At 66.3% G+C, this 23,798-nt stretch carries 24 protein-coding genes; 11 read left to right on the top strand and 13 right to left on the bottom strand.

The genetic code is table 11. The features are described 5' to 3' along the window. Position 1: 1 nt before the first annotated feature. The gene (locus AWC17_RS30630; RefSeq protein ID WP_085165717.1) at positions 2–1,204 is read right to left on the bottom strand and encodes an amidohydrolase family protein; all 1,203 of its coding nucleotides are present in this window, start codon (positions 1,202–1,204) and stop codon (positions 2–4) included. Positions 1,205–1,234: 30 nt separating this feature from the next. Then, on the bottom strand, positions 1,235–2,077 hold the full coding sequence (locus AWC17_RS30625; protein ID WP_046181883.1) for an enoyl-CoA hydratase: 843 nt from the start codon (positions 2,075–2,077) through the stop codon (positions 1,235–1,237). A gap of 282 nt (positions 2,078–2,359) precedes the next feature. On the opposite strand from AWC17_RS30625, the gene mbp1 reads away from it, so the two are divergent. Beyond that, positions 2,360–2,596 (top strand): microaggregate-binding protein 1, encoded by a 237-nt coding sequence (gene mbp1, locus AWC17_RS30620; RefSeq protein ID WP_046181882.1) that lies wholly within the window; start codon positions 2,360–2,362, stop codon positions 2,594–2,596. 83 nt (positions 2,597–2,679) lie between these two features. Here mbp1 and AWC17_RS30615 read toward each other — a convergent pair whose 3' ends face one another. Beyond that, positions 2,680–3,687, bottom strand: coding sequence for a dihydrodipicolinate synthase family protein (locus tag AWC17_RS30615; RefSeq protein ID WP_046181881.1), 1,008 nt, complete (start codon positions 3,685–3,687; stop codon positions 2,680–2,682). 44 nt (positions 3,688–3,731) lie between these two features. Then, positions 3,732–4,529 carry an SDR family NAD(P)-dependent oxidoreductase gene (locus AWC17_RS30610; protein ID WP_046181880.1) on the bottom strand — a complete coding sequence of 266 codons (798 nt, stop codon included), beginning with the start codon at positions 4,527–4,529 and terminating at the stop codon, positions 3,732–3,734. Positions 4,530–4,750: 221 nt separating this feature from the next. Between AWC17_RS30610 and AWC17_RS30605 the strand changes: the two genes are divergently transcribed. Beyond that, positions 4,751–5,563: a TetR/AcrR family transcriptional regulator gene (locus AWC17_RS30605; RefSeq protein ID WP_046181879.1), complete on the top strand. Its 813-nt coding sequence runs from the start codon at positions 4,751–4,753 to the stop codon at positions 5,561–5,563. A 22-nt stretch (positions 5,564–5,585) separates the two neighbouring features. On the opposite strand, the gene AWC17_RS30600 is transcribed toward AWC17_RS30605, so the two are convergent. Both AWC17_RS30600 and AWC17_RS30595 read right to left on the bottom strand, forming a co-directional pair. Next, on the bottom strand, positions 5,586–6,482 hold the full coding sequence (locus AWC17_RS30600; RefSeq protein WP_047322125.1) for an enoyl-CoA hydratase/isomerase family protein: 897 nt from the start codon (positions 6,480–6,482) through the stop codon (positions 5,586–5,588). Then, positions 6,479–7,183, bottom strand: a complete 705-nt coding sequence (locus AWC17_RS30595) for a hotdog family protein (RefSeq protein WP_085165706.1) — start codon at positions 7,181–7,183, stop codon at positions 6,479–6,481. Before AWC17_RS30595 ends, AWC17_RS30600 begins: the two co-directional genes overlap by 4 nt. A gap of 131 nt (positions 7,184–7,314) precedes the next feature. Here AWC17_RS30595 and AWC17_RS30590 point away from each other — a divergent pair, with 131 nt between their 5' ends. From AWC17_RS30590 to AWC17_RS30565, 6 genes are read left to right on the top strand one after another with little or no spacing between them, the layout of a single operon-like run. Then, the gene (locus AWC17_RS30590) at positions 7,315–8,127 is read left to right on the top strand and encodes an enoyl-CoA hydratase/isomerase family protein (RefSeq protein ID WP_047322127.1); all 813 of its coding nucleotides are present in this window, start codon (positions 7,315–7,317) and stop codon (positions 8,125–8,127) included. A gap of 9 nt (positions 8,128–8,136) precedes the next feature. Further along, entirely contained in the window at positions 8,137–8,949 is an 813-nt protein-coding gene (locus tag AWC17_RS30585) for an enoyl-CoA hydratase/isomerase family protein (protein WP_047322128.1), read from the top strand. Beyond that, positions 8,940–9,740 carry an enoyl-CoA hydratase/isomerase family protein gene (locus AWC17_RS30580; protein WP_085165705.1) on the top strand — a complete coding sequence of 267 codons (801 nt, stop codon included), beginning with the start codon at positions 8,940–8,942 and terminating at the stop codon, positions 9,738–9,740. The genes AWC17_RS30585 and AWC17_RS30580 overlap by 10 nt, the downstream gene beginning before the upstream one ends. Next, on the top strand, positions 9,740–11,230 hold the full coding sequence (locus tag AWC17_RS30575; protein ID WP_085165703.1) for a class I adenylate-forming enzyme family protein: 1,491 nt from the start codon (positions 9,740–9,742) through the stop codon (positions 11,228–11,230). Before AWC17_RS30580 ends, AWC17_RS30575 begins: the two co-directional genes overlap by 1 nt. Next, on the top strand, positions 11,220–12,824 hold the full coding sequence (locus AWC17_RS30570) for a class I adenylate-forming enzyme family protein (protein WP_085165701.1): 1,605 nt from the start codon (positions 11,220–11,222) through the stop codon (positions 12,822–12,824). Before AWC17_RS30575 ends, AWC17_RS30570 begins: the two co-directional genes overlap by 11 nt. Then, the gene (locus AWC17_RS30565) at positions 12,817–14,346 is read left to right on the top strand and encodes a class I adenylate-forming enzyme family protein (protein ID WP_085165699.1); all 1,530 of its coding nucleotides are present in this window, start codon (positions 12,817–12,819) and stop codon (positions 14,344–14,346) included. The genes AWC17_RS30570 and AWC17_RS30565 overlap by 8 nt, the downstream gene beginning before the upstream one ends. Here the strand turns inward: AWC17_RS30565 and AWC17_RS30560 are convergent. The 6 genes from AWC17_RS30560 to fabG all read right to left on the bottom strand — a co-directional run bounded on the left by AWC17_RS30560 (position 14,343) and on the right by fabG (position 19,841). Next, positions 14,343–14,705 (bottom strand): Rv1352/Rv1906c domain-containing protein, encoded by a 363-nt coding sequence (locus AWC17_RS30560; RefSeq protein WP_046185080.1) that lies wholly within the window; start codon positions 14,703–14,705, stop codon positions 14,343–14,345. The two genes, AWC17_RS30565 and AWC17_RS30560, sit on opposite strands and share 4 nt — an antisense overlap. Positions 14,706–14,773: 68 nt before the next feature. Next, the gene (locus AWC17_RS30555; protein WP_085165697.1) at positions 14,774–15,466 is read right to left on the bottom strand and encodes a GntR family transcriptional regulator; all 693 of its coding nucleotides are present in this window, start codon (positions 15,464–15,466) and stop codon (positions 14,774–14,776) included. 2 nt (positions 15,467–15,468) lie between these two features. Beyond that, positions 15,469–16,662 (bottom strand): acyl-CoA dehydrogenase family protein, encoded by a 1,194-nt coding sequence (locus AWC17_RS30550; RefSeq protein ID WP_085165695.1) that lies wholly within the window; start codon positions 16,660–16,662, stop codon positions 15,469–15,471. Positions 16,663–16,687: 25 nt separating this feature from the next. Beyond that, positions 16,688–17,881, bottom strand: a complete 1,194-nt coding sequence (locus AWC17_RS30545; RefSeq protein ID WP_047322135.1) for a CoA transferase — start codon at positions 17,879–17,881, stop codon at positions 16,688–16,690. Continuing rightward, the gene (locus tag AWC17_RS30540) at positions 17,878–19,104 is read right to left on the bottom strand and encodes an acetyl-CoA C-acetyltransferase (protein ID WP_047322136.1); all 1,227 of its coding nucleotides are present in this window, start codon (positions 19,102–19,104) and stop codon (positions 17,878–17,880) included. The genes AWC17_RS30545 and AWC17_RS30540 overlap by 4 nt, the downstream gene beginning before the upstream one ends. Then, complete coding sequence (gene fabG, locus AWC17_RS30535; RefSeq protein ID WP_047322137.1) at positions 19,101–19,841, bottom strand: 3-oxoacyl-ACP reductase FabG; 741 nt, start codon at positions 19,839–19,841, stop codon at positions 19,101–19,103. Before fabG ends, AWC17_RS30540 begins: the two co-directional genes overlap by 4 nt. 174 nt (positions 19,842–20,015) lie before the next feature. Between fabG and AWC17_RS30530 the strand changes: the two genes are divergently transcribed. From AWC17_RS30530 to AWC17_RS30520, 3 genes are read left to right on the top strand one after another with little or no spacing between them, the layout of a single operon-like run. After that, positions 20,016–21,188: an acyl-CoA dehydrogenase family protein gene (locus AWC17_RS30530; protein ID WP_197083452.1), complete on the top strand. Its 1,173-nt coding sequence runs from the start codon at positions 20,016–20,018 to the stop codon at positions 21,186–21,188. 40 nt (positions 21,189–21,228) lie between these two features. Next, entirely contained in the window at positions 21,229–22,050 is an 822-nt protein-coding gene (locus tag AWC17_RS30525; protein WP_046185073.1) for a mycofactocin-coupled SDR family oxidoreductase, read from the top strand. Positions 22,051–22,098: 48 nt separating this feature from the next. Continuing rightward, the gene (locus tag AWC17_RS30520) at positions 22,099–22,527 is read left to right on the top strand and encodes a pyridoxamine 5'-phosphate oxidase family protein (protein ID WP_046185072.1); all 429 of its coding nucleotides are present in this window, start codon (positions 22,099–22,101) and stop codon (positions 22,525–22,527) included. 2 nt (positions 22,528–22,529) lie between these two features. Here AWC17_RS30520 and AWC17_RS30515 read toward each other — a convergent pair whose 3' ends face one another. Continuing rightward, entirely contained in the window at positions 22,530–23,606 is a 1,077-nt protein-coding gene (locus AWC17_RS30515) for a phosphotransferase family protein (protein ID WP_046185082.1), read from the bottom strand. Between the last annotated feature and the right edge of the window lie 192 nt (positions 23,607–23,798).

Genomic DNA, 23,798 nt, shown 5'->3' with positions numbered 1-23,798 from the left:
GCTAGACGCCGGACGCGACCGGGACGCCGAGCAGGTCGAGGGCGTTGTCGCGCATCACTTTTCGGATATCTGCTTCGCTGAAGCCGTTGAGTTCCTCAACGAACGAAACCGGCGACTCGAGGCCTTCGCCGTGCGGCCAGTCGGAACCGAACAGGATCTTGTCGATGCCGATGACTTCGGCCAGTTCGGACAGATCGTCCTCATAGTACGGAGCGATCCACACGTTGTTGCGCAACTGCTCCACCGGATCCTCGGGGAAGTGCCGCGGGTAAGTGTTGGCCGCCTTCTTCAGCCGCTTGACGAGCCGATGTACGAAGTAGGAACCGTTTTCGATGCTGACCGCCCTGAGCTTGGGATGGCGGGTAAACACGCCGTGCACGATCATCGAGGCCATCGTGTCGTGAATGGCACGGTCGTCGAGGAGAACCGTATCCAGCGGATCCTTTTCGCCGAAACCCTCGAAGGTCGCCTTGCCGCCCCACTGTGCGGCAATGTGCAGATAACCGCTGTCGCTGAGGTGGAAGCCCACCGGTACCCCCGCCTCGGCCAGCCGGGCCCACACCGGGTCGTGACTGGGATCGCCCAGCGACCTCGGCATCACGACACCGGGCACCGGCGCCGGTCGCACCAGCACCAGTTTGGCGCCTCGCGCCAACACAAACTCGACCTCGTCGAGCGCCTTGGCCGGATCGGCCAGCGAGATGATCGGCGCGGCGATGATTCGGTGATCGGGCCGGTCGAAACCCCAGTCCTCGTCGAGCCAGAGGTTGAATGCGTGCACCGACGCCATCGTCGCTTCGATGTCGTGCTTGAGCGCCTCCTCGACGCCGCACGCGAAAGTCGGGAGCATGAACACCGTTTCGATGTCCTGGGTGTCCATCACCGCAATCCGCGCGTCGCGATTCTGGTACTCGGGGTGGCTGGCCAGCCGCTCGACTTTCATCAGCGAGGCAGGGTCGACGCCTTCCGGGATCTCGCCGCGGAACAACAAGTCGAGGCAGCCGGGCACGATGATCGGGTCGAAGGTGGGGTTGGGGATGAAGTGGTTGACCCGGTCCCCGATCACCGCCCAGGTGCGCTTGCCGTCGCTGACCATCTGCACGCCCCGGCGCTTGAACTTCTTGTCCAGGTGGCGGGTGAAGGCGTCCAGCGGCTCGTAGTAGTGGTTGTCGACGTCAATCGCCTTGTAACCCAAGTTGGCCATGATCATCCTTTCCGGCATTACCGGCGAATACTAAGCGTCGGTCGAATTGAGCGAGGGGAACTGTGGGGGCCGCTTCTCCAGGAAGCTGGTGATGCCTTCGATGACGTCCGGCCGCGGCATCGCCTCGTGCAGCAGGACCTCGGCACGCGACGTGGCGTCCACGACATCGCGCGTGGCGTCACCGTAAACCTGCCTCTTGATCACTTCCATGGACGCCGGTGAGCAGTTGCGGGCGATGTCCTCCGCGTAATCCAGCGCACGCTTCATCAGATCCTCGGGCGCGACCACTTCCTTGACCAGGCCGAGCTCGGCCGCCTCTTCGGCGAGGAAGGTACGGCCGCTCAGTAGCAGATCCAGGGCGACGCCCCACGTGGTGAGGCGCGGCAGTACCCAGGAGATGCCGAACTCGGCGATCAGTCCGCGCCGGGCGAAGACCGCGGCGAACTTGGCGCCGGCGGCCGCGAACCGGACGTCGCACATGAGTGCCTGGGTCAGGCCGATGCCGACGCAAGCGCCGTTGATGGCCGCAATGACGGGCTTGCGCAGCGTGGTCACGAAATGCGGCGGGCGTTCCCCGACCAAGTCGGCAAGGTTGGTCTGACTCGCCTTCTCCATCGTGTCGCCGTAGGTGGGTGCGGAGCTCGGCGTGCCCAGATAGGCGCCTGCGCAGAAACCCTTGCCCCGGCCGGTCAGCACGATCGCCCGGACGGCGGGGTCCTGTTCGGCGCGGTCGATCGCGGAGTGGAAGCCGGCGGCGATGTCCGGCCCCCAGGCGTTGAGGCGGTCCGGACGGTTGAAGGTCAGAATCGCGACGCCGCTGCCGGTGGCCTCGTAGAGCACTGCGTCCTCGGAAGCGCCGTCGCTGCCGGACATCTCCCCCGGTACCTCCTCACGATCGCCGACGAATTCCGCGATGTTTTGTACGCATACTGTATACCTATCGGTACTGTTTTCCACAACCGCCTCCGCACCCCCGCGAACCCCGGCCGAACAGCGGATTTCGGCTTACTGAACCACACCTTTGGCCGCGGTCTGCGGGGCCACGGATCGTGCCGTATCCGGAGTGTGGCGAGCGCTACGTCCCGATCATGTTTTCTCCGAGCGCCGAATAGGGAAAGCCAATACAGACACCCACTATCAGGGAGGGGAGACACGATGGTTGACATCAAGAGCGGCCCGGTTGAGGCGATCCAGGGCATCGTCGAGGCTGTCTTCGGTAAGGCCAAGGAGATTGTCGGCACGATCATCGGCCGCAACGATCTGGTCAACGAGGGCCAGGCCCAGCAGGACAAGGCCGACGCGCAGCGCAGCGCGGCCAAGAAGGAAGCTGCGGCCGAGAAGGCCCGCGGCAAGGCCAAGGCGGCGGAGGCGCGCGAGGAGGCCGAACAGTAAACGGCTAGCGAGTAGGCCCGGTCACCGTCGGTGGCCGGGCCTCTCTTTTATGAGTTGGATTGTGGTGCAGGTTTTTTAGCTGTCTATGCTCCGATGAGCCCGAGGCGGCGGTAGGCCTCCTCAATCTGCGACTTGGCCTCGGGTGGCAACTCGGCCTGCGGAGGCCGCGAATGCGGATACGCACCTATTGGCAGCCCCAGTAGCGAGGCGGCGTACTTGAACGCGCCACCCCAATGGGTGAAGTAATCCGGCCGTCCCGGATAACAGGTCCACCAGGATCCGACGTCCAGGTCGAACTGGTCCAGGCCCGACTCACGGCCGAAGTCCATGGCCTCGAGCAGCTTGTCGTTTTGCACCAAATCCCAATACTGGGAAAACAATCGCCGCTGCGGCGTCTCGAACAGATAGCCCGCGGTGCCCAGTTGCGCCGGGCAGACGATGCCGTCGCGCAGCCATCCCGCGCGATACACCGTCTTGTCGCATTCCCAGAGCACCAGGCCGGGGGCCAACTGATGCAGCATCCGGCTGCTCGCCGGCCGGAAGGCGCCTTCCTTGGTGGCGCACACCGCGGGTACCTCGTCGTAGATCCGTGCGCTTTCCGCCGCGGTCAGCACGTAGCCGGACGACGGCGAGTTGAACATGCCCAGGGCGATGTCGGTGCGGGCGGCGATGTATTTGAAGAATCGCAGCACCCCCTCGCCGCCGTGCACCTCCATCATCGGCGTTTGGATGTAGGCGATGTCGGCGCCGGCCTCCTGAGCGTGCAGCGTCAACTCCAGACAGTCCTTCGCCGTGATGGCCGCCGTGCAGGCTTGCACGACGACGTCGGGATTGGCGGCGTGCCCTTCCTCGATCGCCACCTCCAGCAAGCGTTTTCGCTCATCGAGGGTCAACGACCAGAATTCGGAGAGGCCGCTGGTGCACCACAACATCGGGTGCCCGAGGTCGCCGACGCAGTAGCGGACCAGCGTCCGATAGGCGTCCCAGTCGATGTCGTCGCCGTCCGGACCGCAGAACGGGGTGTAGAGGGAGTCGCCGATTCCCCGCAATGCCCCGCGCGCCCAGGCGCGCGCCTCACTTGCCGTTGCCACACTCGACTCCTTCTCCTCAGCCGAACTTTCTTCGAGCCGGGCGGTTAGGTGAAGTCCGAACCACCGTCGACGTTGATGTTTGCCCCCGTCATATACGAGTTGCGCCGCGACGCGAGGAAGGCGACCACCGGCCCGATCTCCTCCGGCAGGCCCGCTCGGGGCATGTGCGCCGGGTGGCCAAAGTGCTTGGCAATGGCGTCCATTAGCGCGTAGGGGTCGTCGCCGTCGACACCCACCGACTTCGCCCAACCGACCAGCGACTCGGACGCGATGCTGCCGGGCGACACCACGTTGACCAAGATCTCATCCTTGGCCAACAACAACGACAGGTTCTTGGAGACGCTCGTCAGCATCGATTTGGCCGCCGTGTAGGCGGGCAGCATGACGCTCTGTCGCTGGGTCGAGTGCGCCGAGAAGTTGACTATCCGCGCCCATGGCGCCTTGTGCAGCAGCGGAAGTGCCGCGCGGACGCAGCGCACCATCCCCATCACGCCGTCTTCGACGGCCTGGCGCCACTGCTCGTCGGTCAATTCATCGAACGTGCCCGCCGCGCCCGGCCCGACCGTATTGACAAGCACATTGAGTTCGCCGCCCCATCGCCGGCCGAGGTCGGCGAATGCCCCGTCGACCTGCTCGGGGTCGGCGATGTCGGCGACCAGCCCGAGGGCATCCGCGCTACCGCGTGCCTTGAAGTCCGCGACCGCGGAGTCGAGCGCGTCACGGCTGCGGCCGATCACCGCCACCCGGGCACCCTCGTCGGCGAGGCAACGGGCCGCCGCCAAACCCATCCCGCGGCTACCGCCGACGACCACCGTTGCGGCATTCGCCAGGCCTAAATCCATGGCAATTCCCGTGGCTCATCGGGTGACTCATTCAATGGCTTTAGCCCGGTCATCTTCGCCCGTCCAGCCTTCGTTACCAAAAAGCCTACGATAGGTATTACAGTAGCAGATGGAAAAGCGCACGGAAGGCCGGTTGACGGTCATCGTCGAGCGGCGACACGCCTACATATGCGCAGGTGAGTCGGCACGGCTCTCCGACCGCATGCACAGGATACATCGTGATGGAGGTGCCCGTAGTGGCAAAGCAGGCTACCGCCGATAAGCGTCAACGACGCGAACGCGGATCCATCAATCCCGATGACATCATCAGTGGCGCATTCGAACTCGCGGAGCAAGTATCGATTGACAACTTGAGCATGCCGCTGCTGGGCAAACATCTCGGCGTCGGCGTCACCAGCATCTACTGGTACTTCCGCAAGAAGGACGACCTGCTCAACGCGATGACCGACCGCGCATTGAGCAAGTATGTGTTCGCCACCCCCTACGTCGAGGCCAGCGACTGGCGCGAGACGCTGCGCAACCATGCACGCCTGATGCGTAAGACGTTCATGGGCAATCCAATTCTGTGCGACCTGATTCTGATTCGAGCGGCGCTCAGCCCGAAGGCGGCGCGGATGGGCGCCGAGGAGATGGAGAAGGCTATCGCCAATCTGGTCGAGGCCGGCCTGTCAGCCGAGGATGCTTTCGACACGTACTCGGCGGTTTCGGTGCACGTCCGCGGCTCGGTGGTGCTGCAGCGGCTGTACGAGAAGAACCAATCCTCCGACGAGGGTGCGCGCGCGATCGAGGACGCCGTGGCCATCGATCCCGAGAAGACCCCGCTGCTGGCTCGAGTAAGCCGGATCGGTCACCGGATCGGCGCCCCCGACGAACCCAACTTCGAATACGGCCTCGGCTGCATCCTCGATCACGCCAGCCGGTTGATCGAGGAGGGCAAGGGATCGAAAGACGGCAAGGCGGCGCCGTCACGGCAACGCAAGGCGGCCAAGTCCCCGGGGTCGCGGGCGCGCACCAAGGCCCCGGCCGCGCGCTAGCGCCCGACATCGAATCGGCTTATTACGCTTCGGGTTCGGGCACGTCGAAGTATTCGTCGCGGAGCCGGAACGCTTCCTTGGTTCCGTGCTGTGCACGGGTCTTGACGAAGTTGAACTCGCCCGGGCCGAATTGCAGGTTAGTGCCGTAGGCGTGGAAGAGATAGCTGGCGACTTCCTCACCCTGGTATGCCTGACTCTGTTCGACGAGACGGAACGCTTCCTTGGCGATGACGACTCCGTCGGCGGGCATCTTCGCCGCCTTCTCGGCCCAGTACCGCGCCCGCGCCTGAACAGAGGCGGAATCGCATGTGTCGGTGAAGATTCCGAGATGTTCGAGCTCGGTGGCCTCGATGATGTCGCCGGTCAGCAGCAGGCGCCGGGCCAGCACCGGCCCGAGCCGGTGGAAGAACATGTGCAGGCTGCCGAGCGCGGGGCCGAGGAAGCGGGTCGCCGGCATGCCGATCTTCGTGTCGCGCGCGATCACGGAGATGTCTGTCATCAGCGCCATCTCGAAGCCGCCACCGAGCGCATAGCCGGCGATCTCGCCCACCGTGACCTTGGGGAAGCCCATGAAGTTGTGGTAAAACCCAAAAGACTTGCGGTCCACGGTGAGTCGCCGGCGCTGACTGGGACGGCGCTTGGCCGACGCGTTGTCGCCCGATTGGCCCTGCTCGCCGTACCATCCATACGCGTTGTTCATGTCGGCCCCGGTGGAGAAGACGCCACCGGCACCGCGCAACAGCACCACCGTCAGGTCGTCGTCGTCGGCGACCCGATCCAGGCAGCGGGCGACGGCCTCGCGCATCGCCGCGTCGTAGGAGTTGTGTTGCGCCGGATTGTTCAGCGTGATCGTCGCGATGCGGCAGTCGCGGTCGACCTCGAACAGCACGCGATCGTCCGAGGCGTTCGGGGCAGTCATGTGGACTCCTTTCGGCGCCTGCCGAATTGAAACCCGGCCAGCCTTTCCGGCGGTGACGCCAACGTGTTCACCTCGCCGGTGCAGAGCACTTCGTCGTCGAGCAGCAGCCGCGCTGTCGATGCGATGCCGCGTTCGACCTGCGAGCGGACGATGTCGAACCGCAGCTCGGTCAAGATGGGCGTCGGTCGGCGGAACGTCACGACGAGCGACCGCGTCTTGCCGGAAAGGCCCGTGACGCAATTGTGGTGCTGGATGACGCAGTCGAAGAAGACACCCAGAAAGCCGCCGTGCACCAACCCCGGCGGGCCCTCGTAGACCAGCGGGAAGTTAACTCGCCCGGTTGCCTCGTCGGCATTGAGGTGGTCGAACCGATACTCCGGAAAGCACGGATTGTAGGCGCCGATGTCGGTGGCGTGGTTGAGATAGACGCGCCGGGGATCGTCGGGGACGTCACCGATCCGCGGCGCGCTGTCCACCGGGGCCGCGACGGCCAGCTCGCGCTCCCACTCGGCGAACTTCTCCACCATGGTGTCGACCGTCGGGTGCGGATGTTCGAGTGAGAGCAGCAGTGAACTCAGGCGCCGTATGGCGGCGGCGGCGGCCATGGTTTGGGCCAGGGGCTGCTCGCCGAATCTGGCGTCGCCGGTGCGCGTCGACTCGGGTGCGGCCCGACCCTCCGCGCGCCCCTCCTGCAAGGCCATGCTTGTCTCTTTTCGCTTGGGTTCCGGCCCGGCTATATCCGGCGGCAGCGTACCCTGCTAACTTATACAGCGTATCAATCGTATTGCCTACTGTATGGGTAACCGTATCGGCAGAAAGGCCGGAATCGACGGTGAGTCAGGAGGCCGACGCGGCCGGTGCCGACGGTTCGGTGACAGCGCGCCGGGACGGCGCGGTGTTACGGGTAACGCTCGATCGCCCATCGCGGCGTAACTCGTTGAGCCAGGCAATGATTGGGGTCTTGGTTGAGGCGCTGACCGATGCGGGCGCCGACGATTCGTTGCGCGCCGTCCACATCCGGGGCGGCGACGACTTCTGCGCCGGAGTGGACTGGGTCGCCGCCAATGACCGGCAGCGCCCCCGCGCCGGTGACCTGGTACGGCGGATCCCTCATGCCGCCCACCGCGTGATCGAGCTCGTCGCGAGCATCCAGCTGCCGGTGCTCTGCAGCGTGCGGGGATGGGCCGCGGGGTTCGGCTGCAACCTCGCGCTGGCAGCCGACTTCACCGTCGCCGACACCGACGCGGTGTTCTGGGAGCCCTTCGTGGACCGGGGCTTCAGCCCCGATTCGGGCGCAACCTGGCTGCTGCCCCGGCTGGTCGGCCTGGCACGGGCCAGGCGAATGCTGCTGCTGGGCGAGAAGGTCAGCGCGGTGGACGCGGCCGACTGGGGATTGATCCACCAAGCGGTGAGCCCCGCCCAACTCGACGACGTCACCGAGGAATTGCTGCAGCGGCTGGCCTCGGGGCCAACGGCGGCGATCGGGCTGGCCAAGCAGGCCCTGAGCTTCGGCCAGGACGCGACGCTGAGCCAATCCATGACCCAGGAGCTGTTCAACCTCGAACTATCTTGCCGAACAGCAGATTTCAAGGAAGGCCTGGCGGCCTTCCGGCAGCGCCGCCCACCGAAATTCCAAGGCCGATGAGGGAGCAGGATGCCGACTGACTCGTTCGACACCATCAACTACGACGTCGACGGGCATACCGCCACTATCACGCTGAACCGTCCGGACGCCCTCAACGCGCTCAGCCCGCACATGATCACCGAACTGCGGGCCGCCTACGACGAGGCCGAGAACGACGACAAGGTATGGCTGACCATCGTGACCGGCACCGGCCGCGCGTTCTGCACGGGGGCCGACGTCAAGGCCATTCCCGAAGACGGCAAGGTGATCTACGAGCGCCCGTACCTGTCGACCTACGACCAATGGGAGGCGCCGCAGGAGGGCACTCCGCCGTTTCGCTCGGCGGCCAAGCCTGTGCTCGCCGCGGTCAACGGGTTGTGCTGTGGCGCCGGCATGGACTGGGTCACCACATCGGACATCGTGATCGCCTCGGAGCAAGCCACTTTCTTCGATCCGCATGTGAGCATCGGGCTGGTGGCCGGACGCGAGATGGTGCGGGTGTCGCGCGTGCTGCCCCGCTCCATTGCCCTGCGGATGGCGTTGATGGGCAAGCACGAGCGGATGAGCGCACAACGCGCCTTCGAACTCGGGTTGATCAGCGAAATCGTCGAGCACGAACGGCTTCTCGAGCGGGCGCACGAGATCGCCGGCATCGTCAACTCCAATGCACCACTGGCGGTTCGGGGAACTCGGCTGGCCATCCTCAAGGGCCTCAATGTGCCGCTGCACGAAGCCGAGATCATGGCCGAAACGTTCCGCGAGCGCGTGTTGCGCACCGAGGACGCGGCCGAAGGGCCCAAGGCCTTCGTGGAGAAACGCAAACCGGATTGGCAATGTCGATGACTTTCGAGACCATCCTGCTCGAGGTCGACCAGACCGACCGGGTAGCGACCATCACGCTGAACCGGCCCGGGCAGCTGAACGCGTTCAACCGCACCATGTGTGAGGAGATGGCCAGCGCCTGGCGCATGGTCAAATTCGACGAGTCGGTCAACGCGGTGGTGCTCCGGGCGGCCGGCGACCGCGCGTTCAGCGCCGGGCTGGACATCAAAACGCCATACGGACAGCCCGAAAACATCTGGAATCACGAGGATCCCGGCGAGGCGCTCAGCCCCAAGTGGCAGAAGATGTGGAAACCGGTCGTGTGCGCCGTTCAGGGCATGTGCACCGCGGGCGCGTTCTACTTCATCAACGAATCGGACGTGGTCATCTGCTCAGAGGATGCGACGTTTTTCGACTCGCACGTATCGGCCGGCCTGGTCTGCGCGCTGGAGCCGATCGGCCTGATGCGGCGCATCGGCTTAGGCGAGACGCTGCGCATCGCCCTGATGGGCAACGACGAGCGGGTCAGTTCCGACACCGCGCTCCGGATCGGATTGGTCTCGGAGGTGGTGCCCGCCGAGCAGCTCTGGACCCGCGCACACGAGATTGCCGTGACGATTGCCGCGAAGCCACCGACCGCGACTCAGGGCACGGTGAAAGCGATCTGGGAATCGCTGGACAAGCCTTATCGCGCGGCCATGGAACAGGGCCTGATCTATACCCGGCTGGGCAATCCGCTCGGGACCGCGGAACTCGCCGCCCAGCAGAATCCCGGCGGCGAAGGCGCCGCACGCACCCCGAAGACCCGCTGATGCCTCCGCACCCGCTCAGTCAACGCATCGCCGATGTCTTCGATCTGCAGCCGGACGCGCGCGCCATCGAGTATGACGGCCAATGGATCTCCTGGGCGCGGGTCGGCGAAACGGCACAGCGCATCGCTGGTCTGGTCGCCGAGCGCCGGCCCGAAGTCGGAATGCTGCTGCGCAACCGCCCCGGTCAGGTGGCGGCCTTCCTCGGGGTACTGCTGGGCGGCGGCACCGTCGTCGTCATCAACCCGTCTCGCGGTGACGAGCGCACCAAGGCCGACATCGCGGAGCTGGGGCTACCGCTGATCATCGGGGAGCACGACGATCTGGCGACTCTGGTGCCCCCGACCAGTGACGCGACCACCGTGACGATCTCGAGTCGCCTGGACCATTCCCAGGTTGGCCGTGTGACGATTCCTCCCGCGCCGGAACCCAATCCGCGGCCCGGCGTCGCGGTACGCATGCTGACCAGCGGTACGACGGGACCGCCCAAGCGAATCGACCTCGGCTACGACATGCTGGCGCGCAGCGTGATGGGCGCCGAGCCCGACCGCGCTCCGGCGCCCACCGAGCTCCGGCGCGGCGTCGCGATCGTCAACTCGCCGCTGGTGCACATCGGCGGCATTTTCCGAGTGCTGCAATGCATCGCCGATGCAAGACCATTCGCGCTGCTCGAGCGATTCGAGCTGAATGCATGGGTCGAGGCGGTGCGCAGACACCGCCCGCGCACGGTATCGCTCGTGCCCGCGGCCCTGCGGACGGTGTTGCACTCCGACGTGCCGAGGGCCGACCTGGAGAGCATCCGCGCCGTCACCTGCGGCACGGCCCCGCTCACGGCCGACGACGCCGACGCCTTCACCGAAAAGTACGGCATCCCGGTTCTGACCTCCTACGCGGCAACGGAGTTCGGTGGGGGCGTGGCGGGCTGGACACTGCCCGACTACCAGCGCTATTGGTCCACCAAACGGGGTAGCGTCGGCCGCGCAAACCCCGGCGCGCACCTTAGGGTGGTCGGGGACGATGGCGCGCCGCTCGGACCCGACCAGGTCGGTCTGCTCGAAGTCAAGCCGGGTCAGCTGGGGCCGTCGGCTCAGTGGATGCGGACCACGGATATGGCGCGGATCGACGCGGACGGCTTCGTCTGGATCGTCGGGCGGGCCGACCAGGCGATCATCCGCGGTGGTTTCAAGGTGATGCCCGACGACATACGCACCGCCCTGGAGAGCCACCCCGCGGTGGCGGGTGCGGCCGTGGTCGGCCGGTCCGACCAGCGCCTCGGGGCGATACCGGTCGCCATGGTGGAACTGCGTGAGCCCGCCTCCACCGGATCCGACGCACTGGTGGACTATCTGCGAACGCGGCTGGCGCGCTACGAGATTCCCACCGAGATCGCGATCGTCGATGCCATCCCCCGGACACCGTCGGGCAAAGCCGATCTGGGTGCGGTCCAGCGCTTCTTCAGCGCACCCGTCGCCCACAGCGACCATGCGCGGTGACGCCCCGACGGTCGCCGAGGTCTTGACGCACCAGGCCCGCTCGCGCGGAGACCATCCGTTGCTCGTCTGCGACGGCGACTGCATCAGTTATGGCGAAGCCGAGGCGCGCTCGGCCGAGCTCGCCCGCGGCCTGATCGCGGTCGGCGCGGGCAAAGGCACCCATGTCGGCCTGCTGTACCCCAACGGCCCCGAGTTCGTCGTCGCGATGCTGGCGGCAGCGCGGATCGGCGCCGTGGCGGTTCCCTTCTCCACGTTCGTCACCGCCCGCGAGATGTGCGAGCAGCTGATCGACGGCGACGTCGAAATACTCTTGGGCGCCGCGTCTTTCCGCACCCACGACTATGTGCGACGGCTGGAGCAGGTGCTGTCGGACCCGGACTTCGAATCCGACCGACCCTTGTTCTCCCCGGCCGCACCACAACTGCGGCAGGTCGGCATCAGCTATCGCCCCGATGCGGTGCAGCGCGTCCGCGACATCGAGCGGTTCTTCCGGCTTGCCGGTACCGTGACCCCCGAGCTGCTGGCGGCGACGCAAGACGATGTGCAGGGCTGCGATCCCCTGGCCATCGTGTACACGTCGGGCTCCACCAGCGCCCCCAAGGGGGTCGTGCACACGCACGCCGCGCTGCTCGGACATCAGCGGAACCTCAACAAGATTCGCGGCTTGACGGCCGACGACAAGCTGTTCTGCAACTCGCCCTTCTTCTGGATCGGCGGCCTCGCGTTCGGACTGCTCGCCACCTTGGTCGCCGGGTCGACGCTGGTGTGTTCCAACGCGAGCGATCCCGGTGAAACGCTCGACTTGCTGGAAACCGAACGACCCACCGTGACCAATGGTTTCAGCGCCGGGATCGCTCACCTGGCCGATCACCCGAGCTTCCCGCGTCGCGATCTGTCATCGATGCGGCGCGGCAACCTGTACCCGATCATGGCGCCCGACGTTCGGCCGGCCGACCCGGAACTGCGGCACAACATGCTGGGCATGACCGAAGCCGGCAGCGTCCTGCTGATCAGCGACGACGAATCCGATCAACCCGAGAGCAGGCGCGGATCGTTCGGAAAGCCGGCGCCCGGCTTCGACACCATGATCATCGACACCGATACTGGTTTTCCCGTTGACGTCGGCGAGGTCGGGGAACTGTGCATCCGCGGACCGTACGTGATGCAGCGCTACCACCGACGCAGCCGCGAGGAGTGCTTCGACGCCGACGGCTGGTTCCACACCGGCGATTTGGTGCGCGTCGACGCCGACGGATTCTTCTATTACGCCGGTCGGCGCAGCACGATGATCAAAACGGCCGGCGCCAACGTCTCGGCGGAGGAGGTCGAACGGGCCATCGCCAAGGTCACCGGCGGACTGACTGCCCATGTCCTTGGTATCCCCGATGTCCGACGTGGGCAGCTGGTCGCGGCGGTCGTGGTGGTGCCGGACGGCGCCGCCTTCGACGAGGCGGAGGTGCGGGACCGGTTGAAGGCGGAATTGTCGGCATACAAGGTCCCCCGGCGGTTTCTCGCCGTGTCACGCTCCCAACTACCGTTGCTCTCCAGCGGCAAAGTCGACAGGGCGCACCTGAGGAAGCTGCTCGATGACTGACGCGACAACCATCGACGAGCTAGTGCGTTCCCGCGCCGAGATTCACGGCGACAAGCCGATGGTGATCGACCCGACGTCGCGAATCAGCTACCGCCAACTCGACGCGGCGACAAGGGATCTCGCTGCGGTCTTCGTCGAAGCCGGGGTCGGCAAAGGGACCCGGGTGGGGTTGATCATGCCCAACGGCGCCCGCTGGGTCGAGGTGGCCCTCGCCCTGACCCGCATCGGTGCCGTGCTGGTTCCGCTGAGCACCCTGCTGGCGGCGGGGGAACTGGCCGCGCAACTGCGGGCCGCCGCCGTGCAATTCCTGGTCAGCGTTGAGGAATTCCGCGGGCACCGCTACCTCGACGACCTGGTGTCGCGGACCGCGCTTCCCGCCTTGCGTCAGGTGTGGACGGCCGACCGGCTCGCCGACGCAACCGCCGGCGATCGGGCCCGCCGACTCGTCGACGCCATGACGGCGACGGTCACGGCCGCCGACCTGTTGGTCATCATGTTCACCTCCGGCAGCAGCGGAGCGCCCAAGGGAGTCATGCATTCTCACGGCAGCGCGCTGGGCGCCGTGCGGTCGGGCCTGTCCGCGCGCCGCATCACGGCCGACACCCGGCTGTACCTACCGATGCCGTTCTTTTGGGTCGGCGGCTTCGGCAGCGGAATCCTGTCCACGCTGCTGGCCGGCGCCACGCTGGTGACCGAGGAGATACCCCGGCCGGAGACCACGCTGCAACTGCTGGAAGCCGAGCGGGTGACGCTGTTTCGCGGCTGGCCCGACCAAGCGGAGACGCTGGCACGGCACGCCGCCACGGTCGGCGCCGATTTGTCGGCCCTGCGGCCGGGCAGCCTGCAGGCCCTGCTCCCGCCCGAGCAGCGGGCCCGGCCCGGCGCACGGGCCACGTTGTTCGGCATGACCGAGGCGTTCGGGCCATACTGCGGCTATCCCGCCGACACCGACATGCCCGGAACCGCGTGGGGCAGCTGTGGAAAGCCGTTTCCAGGCATGGAGGTTCGCATCGTCGATCCCGACGGCGGTGAGCCCGTCCCGGTGGGCGCCGTGGGCATGATCCAGATTCGGGGACCGCACACACTGCGCGGGATCTGCGGTCGAAGTCGAGAAGACCTTTTCACCGTCGACGGCTTCTACCCCACCGGCGACTTGGGTCGCCTCGATGAGGAAGGGTTCTTGTTCTACCATGGCCGCTCCGACGACATGTTCAAGGTCAGCGGCGCCACCGTCTATCCCAGCGAGGTCGAAGGGGCGTTGCGCAGCATCGATGGCGTCCGTAGCGCCTTCGTCACCAACGTGCCCGGAGCGGCGGGCCAGCGGGTGGGCGCGGCCGTGGTGTGCGACGGCGCGGTGTCCGCCGATCAGCTGAGTCGGTGCGCGCGAAAGCTGCTGAGCGCCTTCAAGGTGCCGACGGTGTGGCTGCTGCTGGCAGCCGACGACGACGTCCCGCGCGGCGGCACCGGCAAGGTCGACACCGGTCGGCTGCGCGAGATGTTGACCGACGCGAACCTGCCCTAGGAGACCCGCGTCCAGGGTTGACAGTTCTGCGACTCGAAGGCCTTGACCGCCGAGTTGATATTCGCGTACATGGGACCGATCGACGTATTCGTCTGGAGTACATGCTCTTTGTTCGCATCGGGTGTGCTGTAGGTGAACCAGGAACACATCGAGTCCTGGGTTGGCACGTTGTTTATCCAAACACCAAAGGCCGACCCCGACCCGCCCGTGTGGTAGAGGCCCGGTGCGATGTCGGGACCCACGATGAAAACACCATTGCCGGGGATCGGGTCAAGCGGCTCGGCGACGGCCGGCGGTGCAAGTGCGATGACCGTCAAAGTCGACACGAGTAGGGCCGATGCGCGAAACGTTCGGGGCACTTTTCCTCGCTCTATGTTGTTGCCCCCTCCCAGGCAGCCTATGCCGAGGCGTGCGCGGGAAACAACAGTTAGCCAGAGGTCGGACAGCTCGCGTCGACGACGACACCACGCGCGGTGAGGTGATTGATCAACGGAACGGCGCCCGCGGCGAGATGTTGCGACATCGCCGCGCGTGCGAGCTTCTCGTCGCGCTTCTTCAGCGCGGACAAGATCCGCCGATGGTCCCTCATCGATTGTTCGGGCCAACCTTCGATGGCGGGAAACACCGATTCCGGTGCGTAGCGGGTGATCTGAGACATCAGTTGGGCAAGTTTCGGCGAGTCCGCGGCAACGTTGATAGCGCGGTGGAATTGGTGGTTGAGACTCACCGTCCGCTCGTCGTCGTCACCGGCGTAGGCGTCTTCGAGTTCCGCCTGGATCTGTTTGAGTTCGCGCAGTTGGTCGTCGGTGATGTTGATCGCGGCCCGTGCCGCCAGTTCACCACCGACGTGCGCCTGCACATTCGCGACGTCGGTGACGTCGCGCCCGGTGACCGGCAACACCATGAAACCCCTTCGGGGCTGTTGGGCGATCAAGCCTTCCGCGCGCACGGCGAAGAGCGCTTCCCGCACCGGTGTGACGCTGATTCCCAACTCGGCGGCCAGTTGGTCCAGGCGCACGTAGGACCCCGCGACGTAGGTGCCATCGAAGATCCGCTGGCGGATAAAGCGTGCGACGTCGTCGGAAAGTTGCGGTCGCGCGGCGAAATCGGGAACCGTCATCGCTACACCTGATACTCGGCGAGCAGCCGTTTGCTGATGATGGACTTCTGGATTTCGCTGGTTCCCTCACCAATGAGCAGGAACGGCGCATCGCGCATCAGCCGCTCGATCTCGTATTCCTTGGAATAGCCGTAGCCGCCATGGATCCGGAAGCTCTGCTGGGTGACTTCGGTGCAGTATTCGCTGGCGAGGTACTTCGCCATCCCCGCGGCGACATCATTGCGCTCCCCCGAATCCTTCAGCCGGGCCGCATTGACCATCATCAGGTGTGCCGCTTCGATTTTGGTGGCCATCTCGGCCAGCTGGAACGCGATGGCCTGGTGCTCCGCGATGGGCTTGCCAAAGGTGTGGCGCTGCTGGGCGTAGCGGACCGCGAGCTCGAAGGCGCGGATACCGACACCGCACGCTCGGGCCGACACGTTGACCCTGCCGACTTCGATGCCGTCCATCATCTGAAAGAAGCCCTGCCCCGGCGTGCCGCCCAAAACGTCGTCGGCGCCTGCCTGGTAACCGTCGAAGATGAGTTCGGTCGTGTCGATCCCCTTGTACCCCAGCTTGTCGATCTTGCCGGGGATGACCAGGCCGGGCACGACTTCACCGAAACCCGTTGGCTTCTCGACCAAGAACGCGGTCAGATTCCGGTGCGGCTTGTCGGCACCTTCGTCGGTCCGGACCAGCACCGCGATCAGCGTCGAGCTCCCGCCGTTGGTCAGCCACATCTTCTGACCGTTGATCGTGTAGTTGCCATCCGGATTGCGCACCGCCCGAGTCCGTATGGCGGCGACGTCGGAGCCCAGCTCCGGCTCCGACATCGAGAAGGCGCCCCGCGACTCGCCGGTCGCCATCCGCGGCAGGAAGCGCTGCTTCTGCGCTTCGGTACCGTGCTGGCGCAGCATGTAGGCCACGATGAAGTGGGTGTTGAGCACCCCGGACACGCTCATCCAGCCGCGCGCCAGCTCTTCGACGCACAACGCGTACGTCAGCAACGACTCCCCCAGGCCGCCGTACTCCTGCGGAATCATCAACCCGAACAGGCCCATGTCGCGCATCCGGTCGACGATGTCCTGCGGGTAGGTGTCGCCGCGTTCGAGCTCCGCGGCGTTCGGAATGACTTCCTTCTCGACGAATTGCCTTACGGTGGCGATGATTTCGGTCTGGAATTCGGTCAACCCCAGGGTCTGGGCGAGTTTGGTCATGCGCTGTCTTTCCGTCTGGGCTTGCTCAGCAAGCGATTGTCTTTGCCTTCGTGAGGCGTTCGATGTCGGCGGTCGTCAATCCCAGGCGCCGCTCGAGGACGTCGGCGGTGTCTTGCCCGAGGGCCGGCGCGGCTGTGCCGGCGGCATGCGCACCGTCGAACGCGACCGGCAGGCCGGGGGCGAAATACTCACCCAGACCCTCCTGGTGCAACGGGGAAAACAATGGGTTGGCGGTCACCTTCGGGCCCGCCGCGACCTCCGCGAACGTGCGGTACCGCTCGAACAGCACCGTGGTGCCGGACAGCGCGGCGGTGACCTCGTCGGCGGTGTGGTCGGCGAACCAGGTGGCGAACAAGCCGGACAGCACGTCGCGGTACCGGTAGCGGTCACCCTCGGAACCGAAGTCGACGTCCAGCGCATCGGCGAGCGCCGCGACCGCGGCGCCGGTGCCCGTCACGTCAACCAGGTCGCGAAAGTGCCTGCGGGTCAAGGTGACAACCATGAACCTGGCGCGGTCACGGCTGGTGAAGTCCTGCCCGTATTGGCCGTAGATGGCGTTGCCCAGGCGCTGACGTTGCGTGCCGGTGACTTGCGGCTCGGTGAGCAGGCCCAGGTTTCCGGCGGTGGCCAGTGCGACGTCCTCGAGCGCCAGGCTGATCCGCGCTCCCGCACCGGATTCGTCACGGCTGCGGAGGGCGGCGACGACGGCCAGCGCGGCGTACAGGCCGCAGCACACGTCCCAGGCGGGCAACACGTGATTGATCGGGCCGGCATGATCGGCGGGGCCGGTGACGAGCGGGAATCCGATGCCGGCGTTGACCGTATAGTCCACTCCGGTGGAACCGTCGCCACGTCCGAGGAGCTGGACGTGGATGACGTCGGGCCGCTTGTTCGTCAATACCTCGTGGCTGAGCCAGGACAGGCCGGCGGCGTTGGTCACCACCACGCCGTCCCCCTCGACGATGAGCCGCTGGATCAGTTCTTGCCCTTCGGGGGATCGCAGGTCGATGGTGACCGAACGCTTTCCCTTGTTCAGCCCGGTCCAGTAGATCGACGTGCCGTCCGCCGCCAGCGGCCACCGCTGGACGTCGGACGCGCCACCGATCGGATCGATCCGAATCACTTCCGCGCCAAGCTGACCGAGCGTCATGCCACACAGCGGGGCGGCGACGAAGCTGGAGACCTCCACGACGGTGAGGCCGCTCAGGGGCCCGGTCACGTCGGGGCGACCCGCTCGAACACCGCGGCCAGGCCCTGGCCGCCGCCGATGCACATGGTCTCCAAGCCGTAGCGCGCCTCGCGGCGAGTGAGCTCGCGCGCCAGCGTGGCCAGCATCCGCCCACCGGTCGCGCCGACCGGGTGACCCAGGGAGATGCCCGATCCGTGCACGTTCGTCCGCTCCTGGTCGGCGGTGCCGAAGTGCCATTCCCGCATGACCGCAAGCGCTTGCGCGGCGAAGGCCTCGTTGAGTTCGATGAGGTCGATGCCGGAAAGCTGCAGGCCGGCCTTGGCGAGCGCCACCTCGGTTGCCGGTACCGGTCCGATGCCCATGATGTGGGGCGCCACCCCCGCCAGCCCCCACGACACCAGGCGGACCAACGGCGTCAGACCGTATTCATCGGCCTTCTCGGGTGTGGTCACCACGCACATCGACGCCGCGTCGTTCTGCCCGCTGGAGTTGCCGGCGGTGACCGTCGCCTCTGAGTCCTCGCCCGCCAGAACGGGTTTGAGCTTGCTCAGCGACTCGACCGACGTGTCGGCGCGTGGGTGTTCGTCGGTGTCGATCAGTTCCTCGCCGTGGCGGGTAGGAATGATCACTGGAATTATTTCCGAGGCAAAGATGCCGTCCTTCTGGGCCGCCACCGCGCGCTGGTGCGACCGCACGGCAAGCTCGTCTTGCTCCAGACGCGCAATGCCGTACTGGCGGCGCAGGTTCTCGGCAGTCTCCAGCATCCCACCGGGCACTGGATGGTGCCGACCCCCGGCGGTGGTGCGGCCCCGCGCCAGCCCGTCGTGCACCCGGACGCCGCTTCGCGCGCCGCCCCAACGCATATCGGTGGAATAGAAGGCGACGTTGCTCATGCTCTCGCAGCCGCCGGCGATGACGAGATCGTGATCGCCGTTGCCCACCTGCAGGCACGCTTGGATCACCGCCTGCAGGCCCGACCCGCAGCGGCGGTCGACCTGCATCCCGGGGACCGTCACCGGCAGGCCGGCATCCAGCGCGACCACCCGCCCGATTGCCGGCGCCTCACTGCTGGGATAGCAGTGGCCCAGGATGACGTCCTGCACCGCCTCGGGCGCGAGTCCGGTTCGCTCGAGGAGACCCTTGAGGGCGGCGACCCCCAGGTCGACGGCGGTCAGCGACTTGAACATCCCGCCGTAGCGGCCGATCGGGGTCCTTACGGGTTCACAAATGACCGTGTCGCGCATCGCGCTCATAGATGCCGGCCGCCGGTGATTTCCATGACGGTGCCGGTCATGTACGAGGACAGGTCGGAAGCCAGGAACAGCGCCACGCTGGCGACTTCGCTGGGTTCGCCGGCCCGACCCATCGGCACCTCGGCAACCTTTGAATCCCAAATGCGCTGCGGCATAGCCTCCGTCATGGCGGAGCGGATCAATCCGGGGGCGATCGCGTTCACCCGGACGCCCAGGTAGGCCAACTCTTTGGCGGCCGCCTTGGTCATGCCGACGATGCCGGCCTTGGCAGCCGAGTAGTTGGTCTGGCCGACCATGCCGACCTTCCCCGACACCGAGGACATGTTGATGATGGCGCCCCGCTTGTTCTCCCGCATGACGGCGGCGGCCAGCCGGGTGCCGTTCCAGGTCCCCTTCAGATGCACGGCGATGACCTGGTCGAACTGCTCCTCGGTCATCTTGCGCATCGTCGCGTCACGGGTGATCCCGGCGTTGTTGACCATGATGTCCAGGCCGCCGAAACGCTCGACGGCGGTCTGGATCAGGGTTTCGACGTCGGACGCCTGCGTGACGTCGCACCGGACCGCGACCGCGACGTCATCGCCGCCCAACTGCTTCGCCACGACCTGGGTTTCCTCGAGATTGACGTCGCCGAGCACAACTCGCGCCCCCTCGGCGACAAAGCGCTCCGCGATGGCCAGACCCAGTCCTTGCGCACCGCCGGTGATTACTGCGGTCTGACCCGTCAACAACGACACCTGATTCCGCCTCCCTCTGGCTTTTTGTCCCGGGGACGCCCCGGCAGTCGAATATCATATTTCATATAGGATCTGCTCCGGTACCGGGTTGCCACCCGGGCCGTTAAGCCGGCCGGCCCGCTGCGGGCTGAGCGACTCGCCACCAACGGAGTGCCAAAGATGGAGCGTCTGCCTATGTCCACCGCCGAACAACCCGAGGTTTCCGACGACGACTTTCAGGAGATCCTCGCCCAGACCCGTCACTTTGTTCGCACCGCCGTCGTCCCGCGCGAACAGGAGATCCTGACCGAGGATCGGGTGCCCGATGATCTGCGTGACCAGGCCAAGAAGATGGGGCTGTTCGGGTACGCCATCCCGCAGCAGTGGGGTGGCCTCGGCCTGAACCTGATGCAAGATGTCGAGCTGGCAATGGAATTGGGCTACACCTCGCTGGCGCTGCGCTCGATGTTCGGCACCAACAACGGCATTGCCGGCCAGGTTCTGGTCGGCTTCGGCACCGATGAGCAGAAGGCCCGCTGGCTGGAGTCGATGGCGTCCGGCGACGTCGTCGCCTCCTTTGCGTTGACCGAGCCGGGCGCCGGATCCAACCCGGCCGGCCTGCGGACCAAAGCCGTTCGCGACGAGGGCGATTGGGTGATCTCCGGGCAGAAGCGCTTCATCACCAACGCGCCCGTCGCCGATCTGTTCGTGGTGTTCGCGCGCACCCGGCCGGCCGACGACCAGGGCCCCGGGATTGCCGTATTCCTGGTTCCCGCGGACGCGCCGGGGGTCGAAGTGGGCGCCAAGGACGCCAAGATGGGTCAGGAAGGCGCGTGGACCGCCGATGTCAGCTTCAACGACGTCCGGGTCGAGGGCGGCGCGCTGATCGGTGGCAGCGAAGACATCGGCTATCGAGCGGCGATGACCTCGCTGGCCCGTGGCCGGGTCCACATCGCCGCCCTCGCGGTGGGCGCCGCGCAACGCGCCCTTGACGAATCCGTCTCCTACGCCGCCACCGCGACGCAGGGCGGCACACCGATAGGGCACTTCCAATTGGTCCAGGCGATGATCGCCGACCAGCAGACCGGGGTGCTGGCCGGCCGCGCGCTGGTTCGCGACGCCGCGCGGCTCTGGGTTTCAGGCGAGGACCGCAGGGTCGCGCCGTCGGCGGCCAAGCTGTTCTGCACCGAAATGGCCGGCAACGTTGCCGATCTCGCGGTGCAGATTCACGGCGGCAGCGGCTACATGCATGGTGTCCCGGTCGAGCGCATCTACCGCGATGTGCGACTGCTGCGACTGTACGAGGGCACTAGCGAGATTCAGCGCTTGATCATCGGGTCCAACCTCGTAAGAGCGGCGCAGCGGTGACGGGCACTGCGCAGTGGCCAACCCCAGCAGAGGAGCAACTATGAGCGGCAAGCTTGCAGGCAGAGTGGCATTCATCACCGGAGCGGCGCGCGGTCAGGGCCGGGCGCACGCGGTGCGTCTGGCGCGGGAGGGCGCCGACATCATCGCCGTCGACATCGCCGGCAAGCTGCCCTCCTGCGTCCCCTACGACCCGGCGACTCCCGACGACCTGAGCGAGACCGTTCGCCTGGTTGAGGAAATGAACCGCAAGATCATCGCCTCGGTCGTGGACACCCGCGATTTCGACGCTCTGCGTGAGGCCGTCGACGACGGTGTCGCCGCGCTCGGGCGGTTGGACATCATCGTCGCCAACGCCGGCGTCGCGGCTCCACAGGCCTGGAACGACATCACGCCCGAGAACTTCCGCGACGTGATGGACATCAACGTGACCGGCACCTGGAACACCGTAATGGCCGGCGCGGACAAGATCATCGAAGGGGGTCGCGGCGGCTCCATCATCCTGATCAGTTCCGCGGCCGGCATGAAGATGCAACCGTTCATGATCCACTACACCGCCAGCAAGCACGCCGTCACCGGGATGGCGCGGGCTTTCGCCGCCGAGCTGGGCAAGCATTCGATCCGGGTCAACAGTGTGCATCCCGGGCCGGTGAACACGGCGATGGGATCGGGCGAAATGGTCGCGGCGGTGGGCAAGGCCATGGAGACCAACCCGCAGTTGTCCAACGTGCTCACGCCGTTCCTGCCGGACTGGGTCGCCGAGCCGGAGGAGATCGCCGATACCGTGTGCTGGCTGGCCAGCGACGAGTCGCGGAAGGTCACCGCGGCCCGGATCCCGGTCGATCAGGGCTCGACGCAGTACTGATCGGGCTCACCGGGGAATAGATTCCCGGAATCAGGGCTTGCAGGCCACATGAAAGCCTTCACGGAGAGCGAACGTCAGGAGTTCCTGGCCGCCAAGCACATCGCCGTGCTGTCCGTCGCCGCCACCGACGGCCGACCGCCGGCCAGTGTCCCGATCTGGTACGACTACACCCCCGGCGGGGACATCCGGATCAACACCGGGGCATCGAGCCGCAAGGCCCGGCTCATCGAGCGGGCCGGCGCGGTGACGCTGGTGGTCCAGCGCGAGGAGCTGCCCTACCAGTACGTGGTGGTCGAAGGCACCGTCGTCGACACGGCCAGGCCCGCTCCAGCCGACGTGCAGGAGGCCATCGCCATCCGCTACCTCGGCGAGGAAGGTGGCCGCGCGTTCCTCCGCAGCATGGAGGGCGTGGAAGAGGTGCTCTTCACGATCCGCCCGGATCGGTGGCTCAGCGCCGATTTCACCGGCGACCTCTGAGCTCAGCCGATCAGTTCCAGCGTGCCGAGCTCACGGATCGCTTGACACCCGCGGGTAAGCATGGCCAGCACCATGTCGTCGCCACGTTCCGTGGCGGCGGCGAACGCGAACCCCAGCGCCGAGATCAGCGGCGCCTGCAAGACCCCGAGCCGGTAGTCACGCCAACATGTTTCGCGGTCGTAGTCTTTGACGCCGCAAGCCGCTAGCGCGCGATGGTAGTCGGCGACCAGCTCTTCCTCGATGCTCGCCCGCAGCTGCGAATTGAGGCTGGTCGCGGTGAAGTAGGCCAGATCCCGGGCCGGCAAACCCACGCCGAGCGTCTGCCAGTCGACCACGCTGACCCGGGTTCGGTCCGGATCGAACAGCAGGTTGTCCAGGCGATAGTCGCCGTGCAGCAGAGCGAACCGGTCATACTCGGAGAGCAGCCACGGCGTTACTAAACCCATTGCCGCACTGAATGTTTCGCGGTCTTCGGCACTCATCCGGTCGCCCAGCTTGTCCAGCGTGATGTCGGCACTCATCTTCGCCACCTCGCCCATGCCGCCGGCGCCCGCTTCATCCGGCCTGCCGAACGCGATGCCCGGGAAGTCGAGCCAGACCGGGTCGCACCAGCTGGGCGCGTGCAGTCCGGCCAGGGCGGTAACCGCGAGGCGCGCTTCGGCTTCACCGCAGCCCGCGAGCTGATCACCCTGCACCGCCGGCGCCTGATCGGCGAGCAGCAGCGCAAAATCCATTGCATCCTCGGTGATCTCGGAGTAGAAGCATTTCGGTGTCGGCACCTGGACCCGGTCGGCCACCGATGAGTAGAACGCGCATTCGCTGCGATATCCGATGACGACCCGGTCGCGCACGGTGTCATCCTGGGCCGGCAGCTTGATCACGAACGTTTGCGGGAGGTCACCGGGATCCGTCGCGTATCGGGCGGACACCCGGTAGGTCGCACCGGTCTGCCCGGTGCCGATCGCGACCACGTTTACGTCGGCGACCTCGACGGGTGTCCCACGCCCACTGAGCGCGGCAGACAACCATTGCGGGGTCACGTCGCCGGGATACCGCGGAATCGACACCACAGCACTCATGAACAGCACGCCTCCTGTACCCGGACAGCTCTGCCCGACTGACAAACTGTAAGGCATACCGCAAGACCCGCGGTCAATGACCTAGTCGGCGAGAATGCGCCATTCGGCGGCCTCACCTCGATTTTGCATGGTAGTTGGTGTGGGCTGGGTCTGATGCCGAGTTGTGGTGCGGGGTGGTGATTTTCGTGTGGC

It is taken from the genome of Mycobacterium nebraskense (assembly GCF_002102255.1).
Lineage (GTDB): Bacteria > Actinomycetota > Actinomycetes > Mycobacteriales > Mycobacteriaceae > Mycobacterium > Mycobacterium nebraskense.
This window is presented reverse-complemented; position numbering and strand designations above follow the sequence as displayed.

Bases quoted from the DNA above. Each gene is read 5' to 3' on its own strand.
- AWC17_RS30565 (WP_085165699.1), top strand. From the start codon at position 12,817: ATGACTGACGCGACAACCATCGACGAGCTAGTGCGTTCCCGCGCCGAG.
- AWC17_RS30605 (WP_046181879.1), top strand. From the start codon at position 4,751: ATGGAGGTGCCCGTAGTGGCAAAGCAGGCTACCGCCGATAAGCGTCAA.
- AWC17_RS30550 (WP_085165695.1), bottom strand. From the start codon at position 16,662: ATGACCAAACTCGCCCAGACCCTGGGGTTGACCGAATTCCAGACCGAA.
- AWC17_RS30580 (WP_085165705.1), top strand. From the start codon at position 8,940: ATGTCGATGACTTTCGAGACCATCCTGCTCGAGGTCGACCAGACCGAC.
- AWC17_RS30515 (WP_046185082.1), bottom strand. From the start codon at position 23,606: ATGAGTGCTGTGGTGTCGATTCCGCGGTATCCCGGCGACGTGACCCCG.
- mbp1 (WP_046181882.1), top strand. From the start codon at position 2,360: ATGGTTGACATCAAGAGCGGCCCGGTTGAGGCGATCCAGGGCATCGTC.
- AWC17_RS30585 (WP_047322128.1), top strand. From the start codon at position 8,137: ATGCCGACTGACTCGTTCGACACCATCAACTACGACGTCGACGGGCAT.
- AWC17_RS30625 (WP_046181883.1), bottom strand. From the start codon at position 2,077: ATGTCCGGCAGCGACGGCGCTTCCGAGGACGCAGTGCTCTACGAGGCC.
- AWC17_RS30600 (WP_047322125.1), bottom strand. From the start codon at position 6,482: ATGACTGCCCCGAACGCCTCGGACGATCGCGTGCTGTTCGAGGTCGAC.
- AWC17_RS30525 (WP_046185073.1), top strand. From the start codon at position 21,229: ATGAGCGGCAAGCTTGCAGGCAGAGTGGCATTCATCACCGGAGCGGCG.
- AWC17_RS30555 (WP_085165697.1), bottom strand. From the start codon at position 15,466: ATGACGGTTCCCGATTTCGCCGCGCGACCGCAACTTTCCGACGACGTC.
- AWC17_RS30540 (WP_047322136.1), bottom strand. From the start codon at position 19,104: ATGAGCGCGATGCGCGACACGGTCATTTGTGAACCCGTAAGGACCCCG.
- AWC17_RS30520 (WP_046185072.1), top strand. From the start codon at position 22,099: ATGAAAGCCTTCACGGAGAGCGAACGTCAGGAGTTCCTGGCCGCCAAG.
- AWC17_RS30595 (WP_085165706.1), bottom strand. From the start codon at position 7,183: ATGGCCTTGCAGGAGGGGCGCGCGGAGGGTCGGGCCGCACCCGAGTCG.
- AWC17_RS30530 (WP_197083452.1), top strand. From the start codon at position 20,016: ATGTCCACCGCCGAACAACCCGAGGTTTCCGACGACGACTTTCAGGAG.
- AWC17_RS30630 (WP_085165717.1), bottom strand. From the start codon at position 1,204: ATGGCCAACTTGGGTTACAAGGCGATTGACGTCGACAACCACTACTAC.
- AWC17_RS30575 (WP_085165703.1), top strand. From the start codon at position 9,740: ATGCCTCCGCACCCGCTCAGTCAACGCATCGCCGATGTCTTCGATCTG.
- AWC17_RS30610 (WP_046181880.1), bottom strand. From the start codon at position 4,529: ATGGATTTAGGCCTGGCGAATGCCGCAACGGTGGTCGTCGGCGGTAGC.
- AWC17_RS30570 (WP_085165701.1), top strand. From the start codon at position 11,220: ATGCGCGGTGACGCCCCGACGGTCGCCGAGGTCTTGACGCACCAGGCC.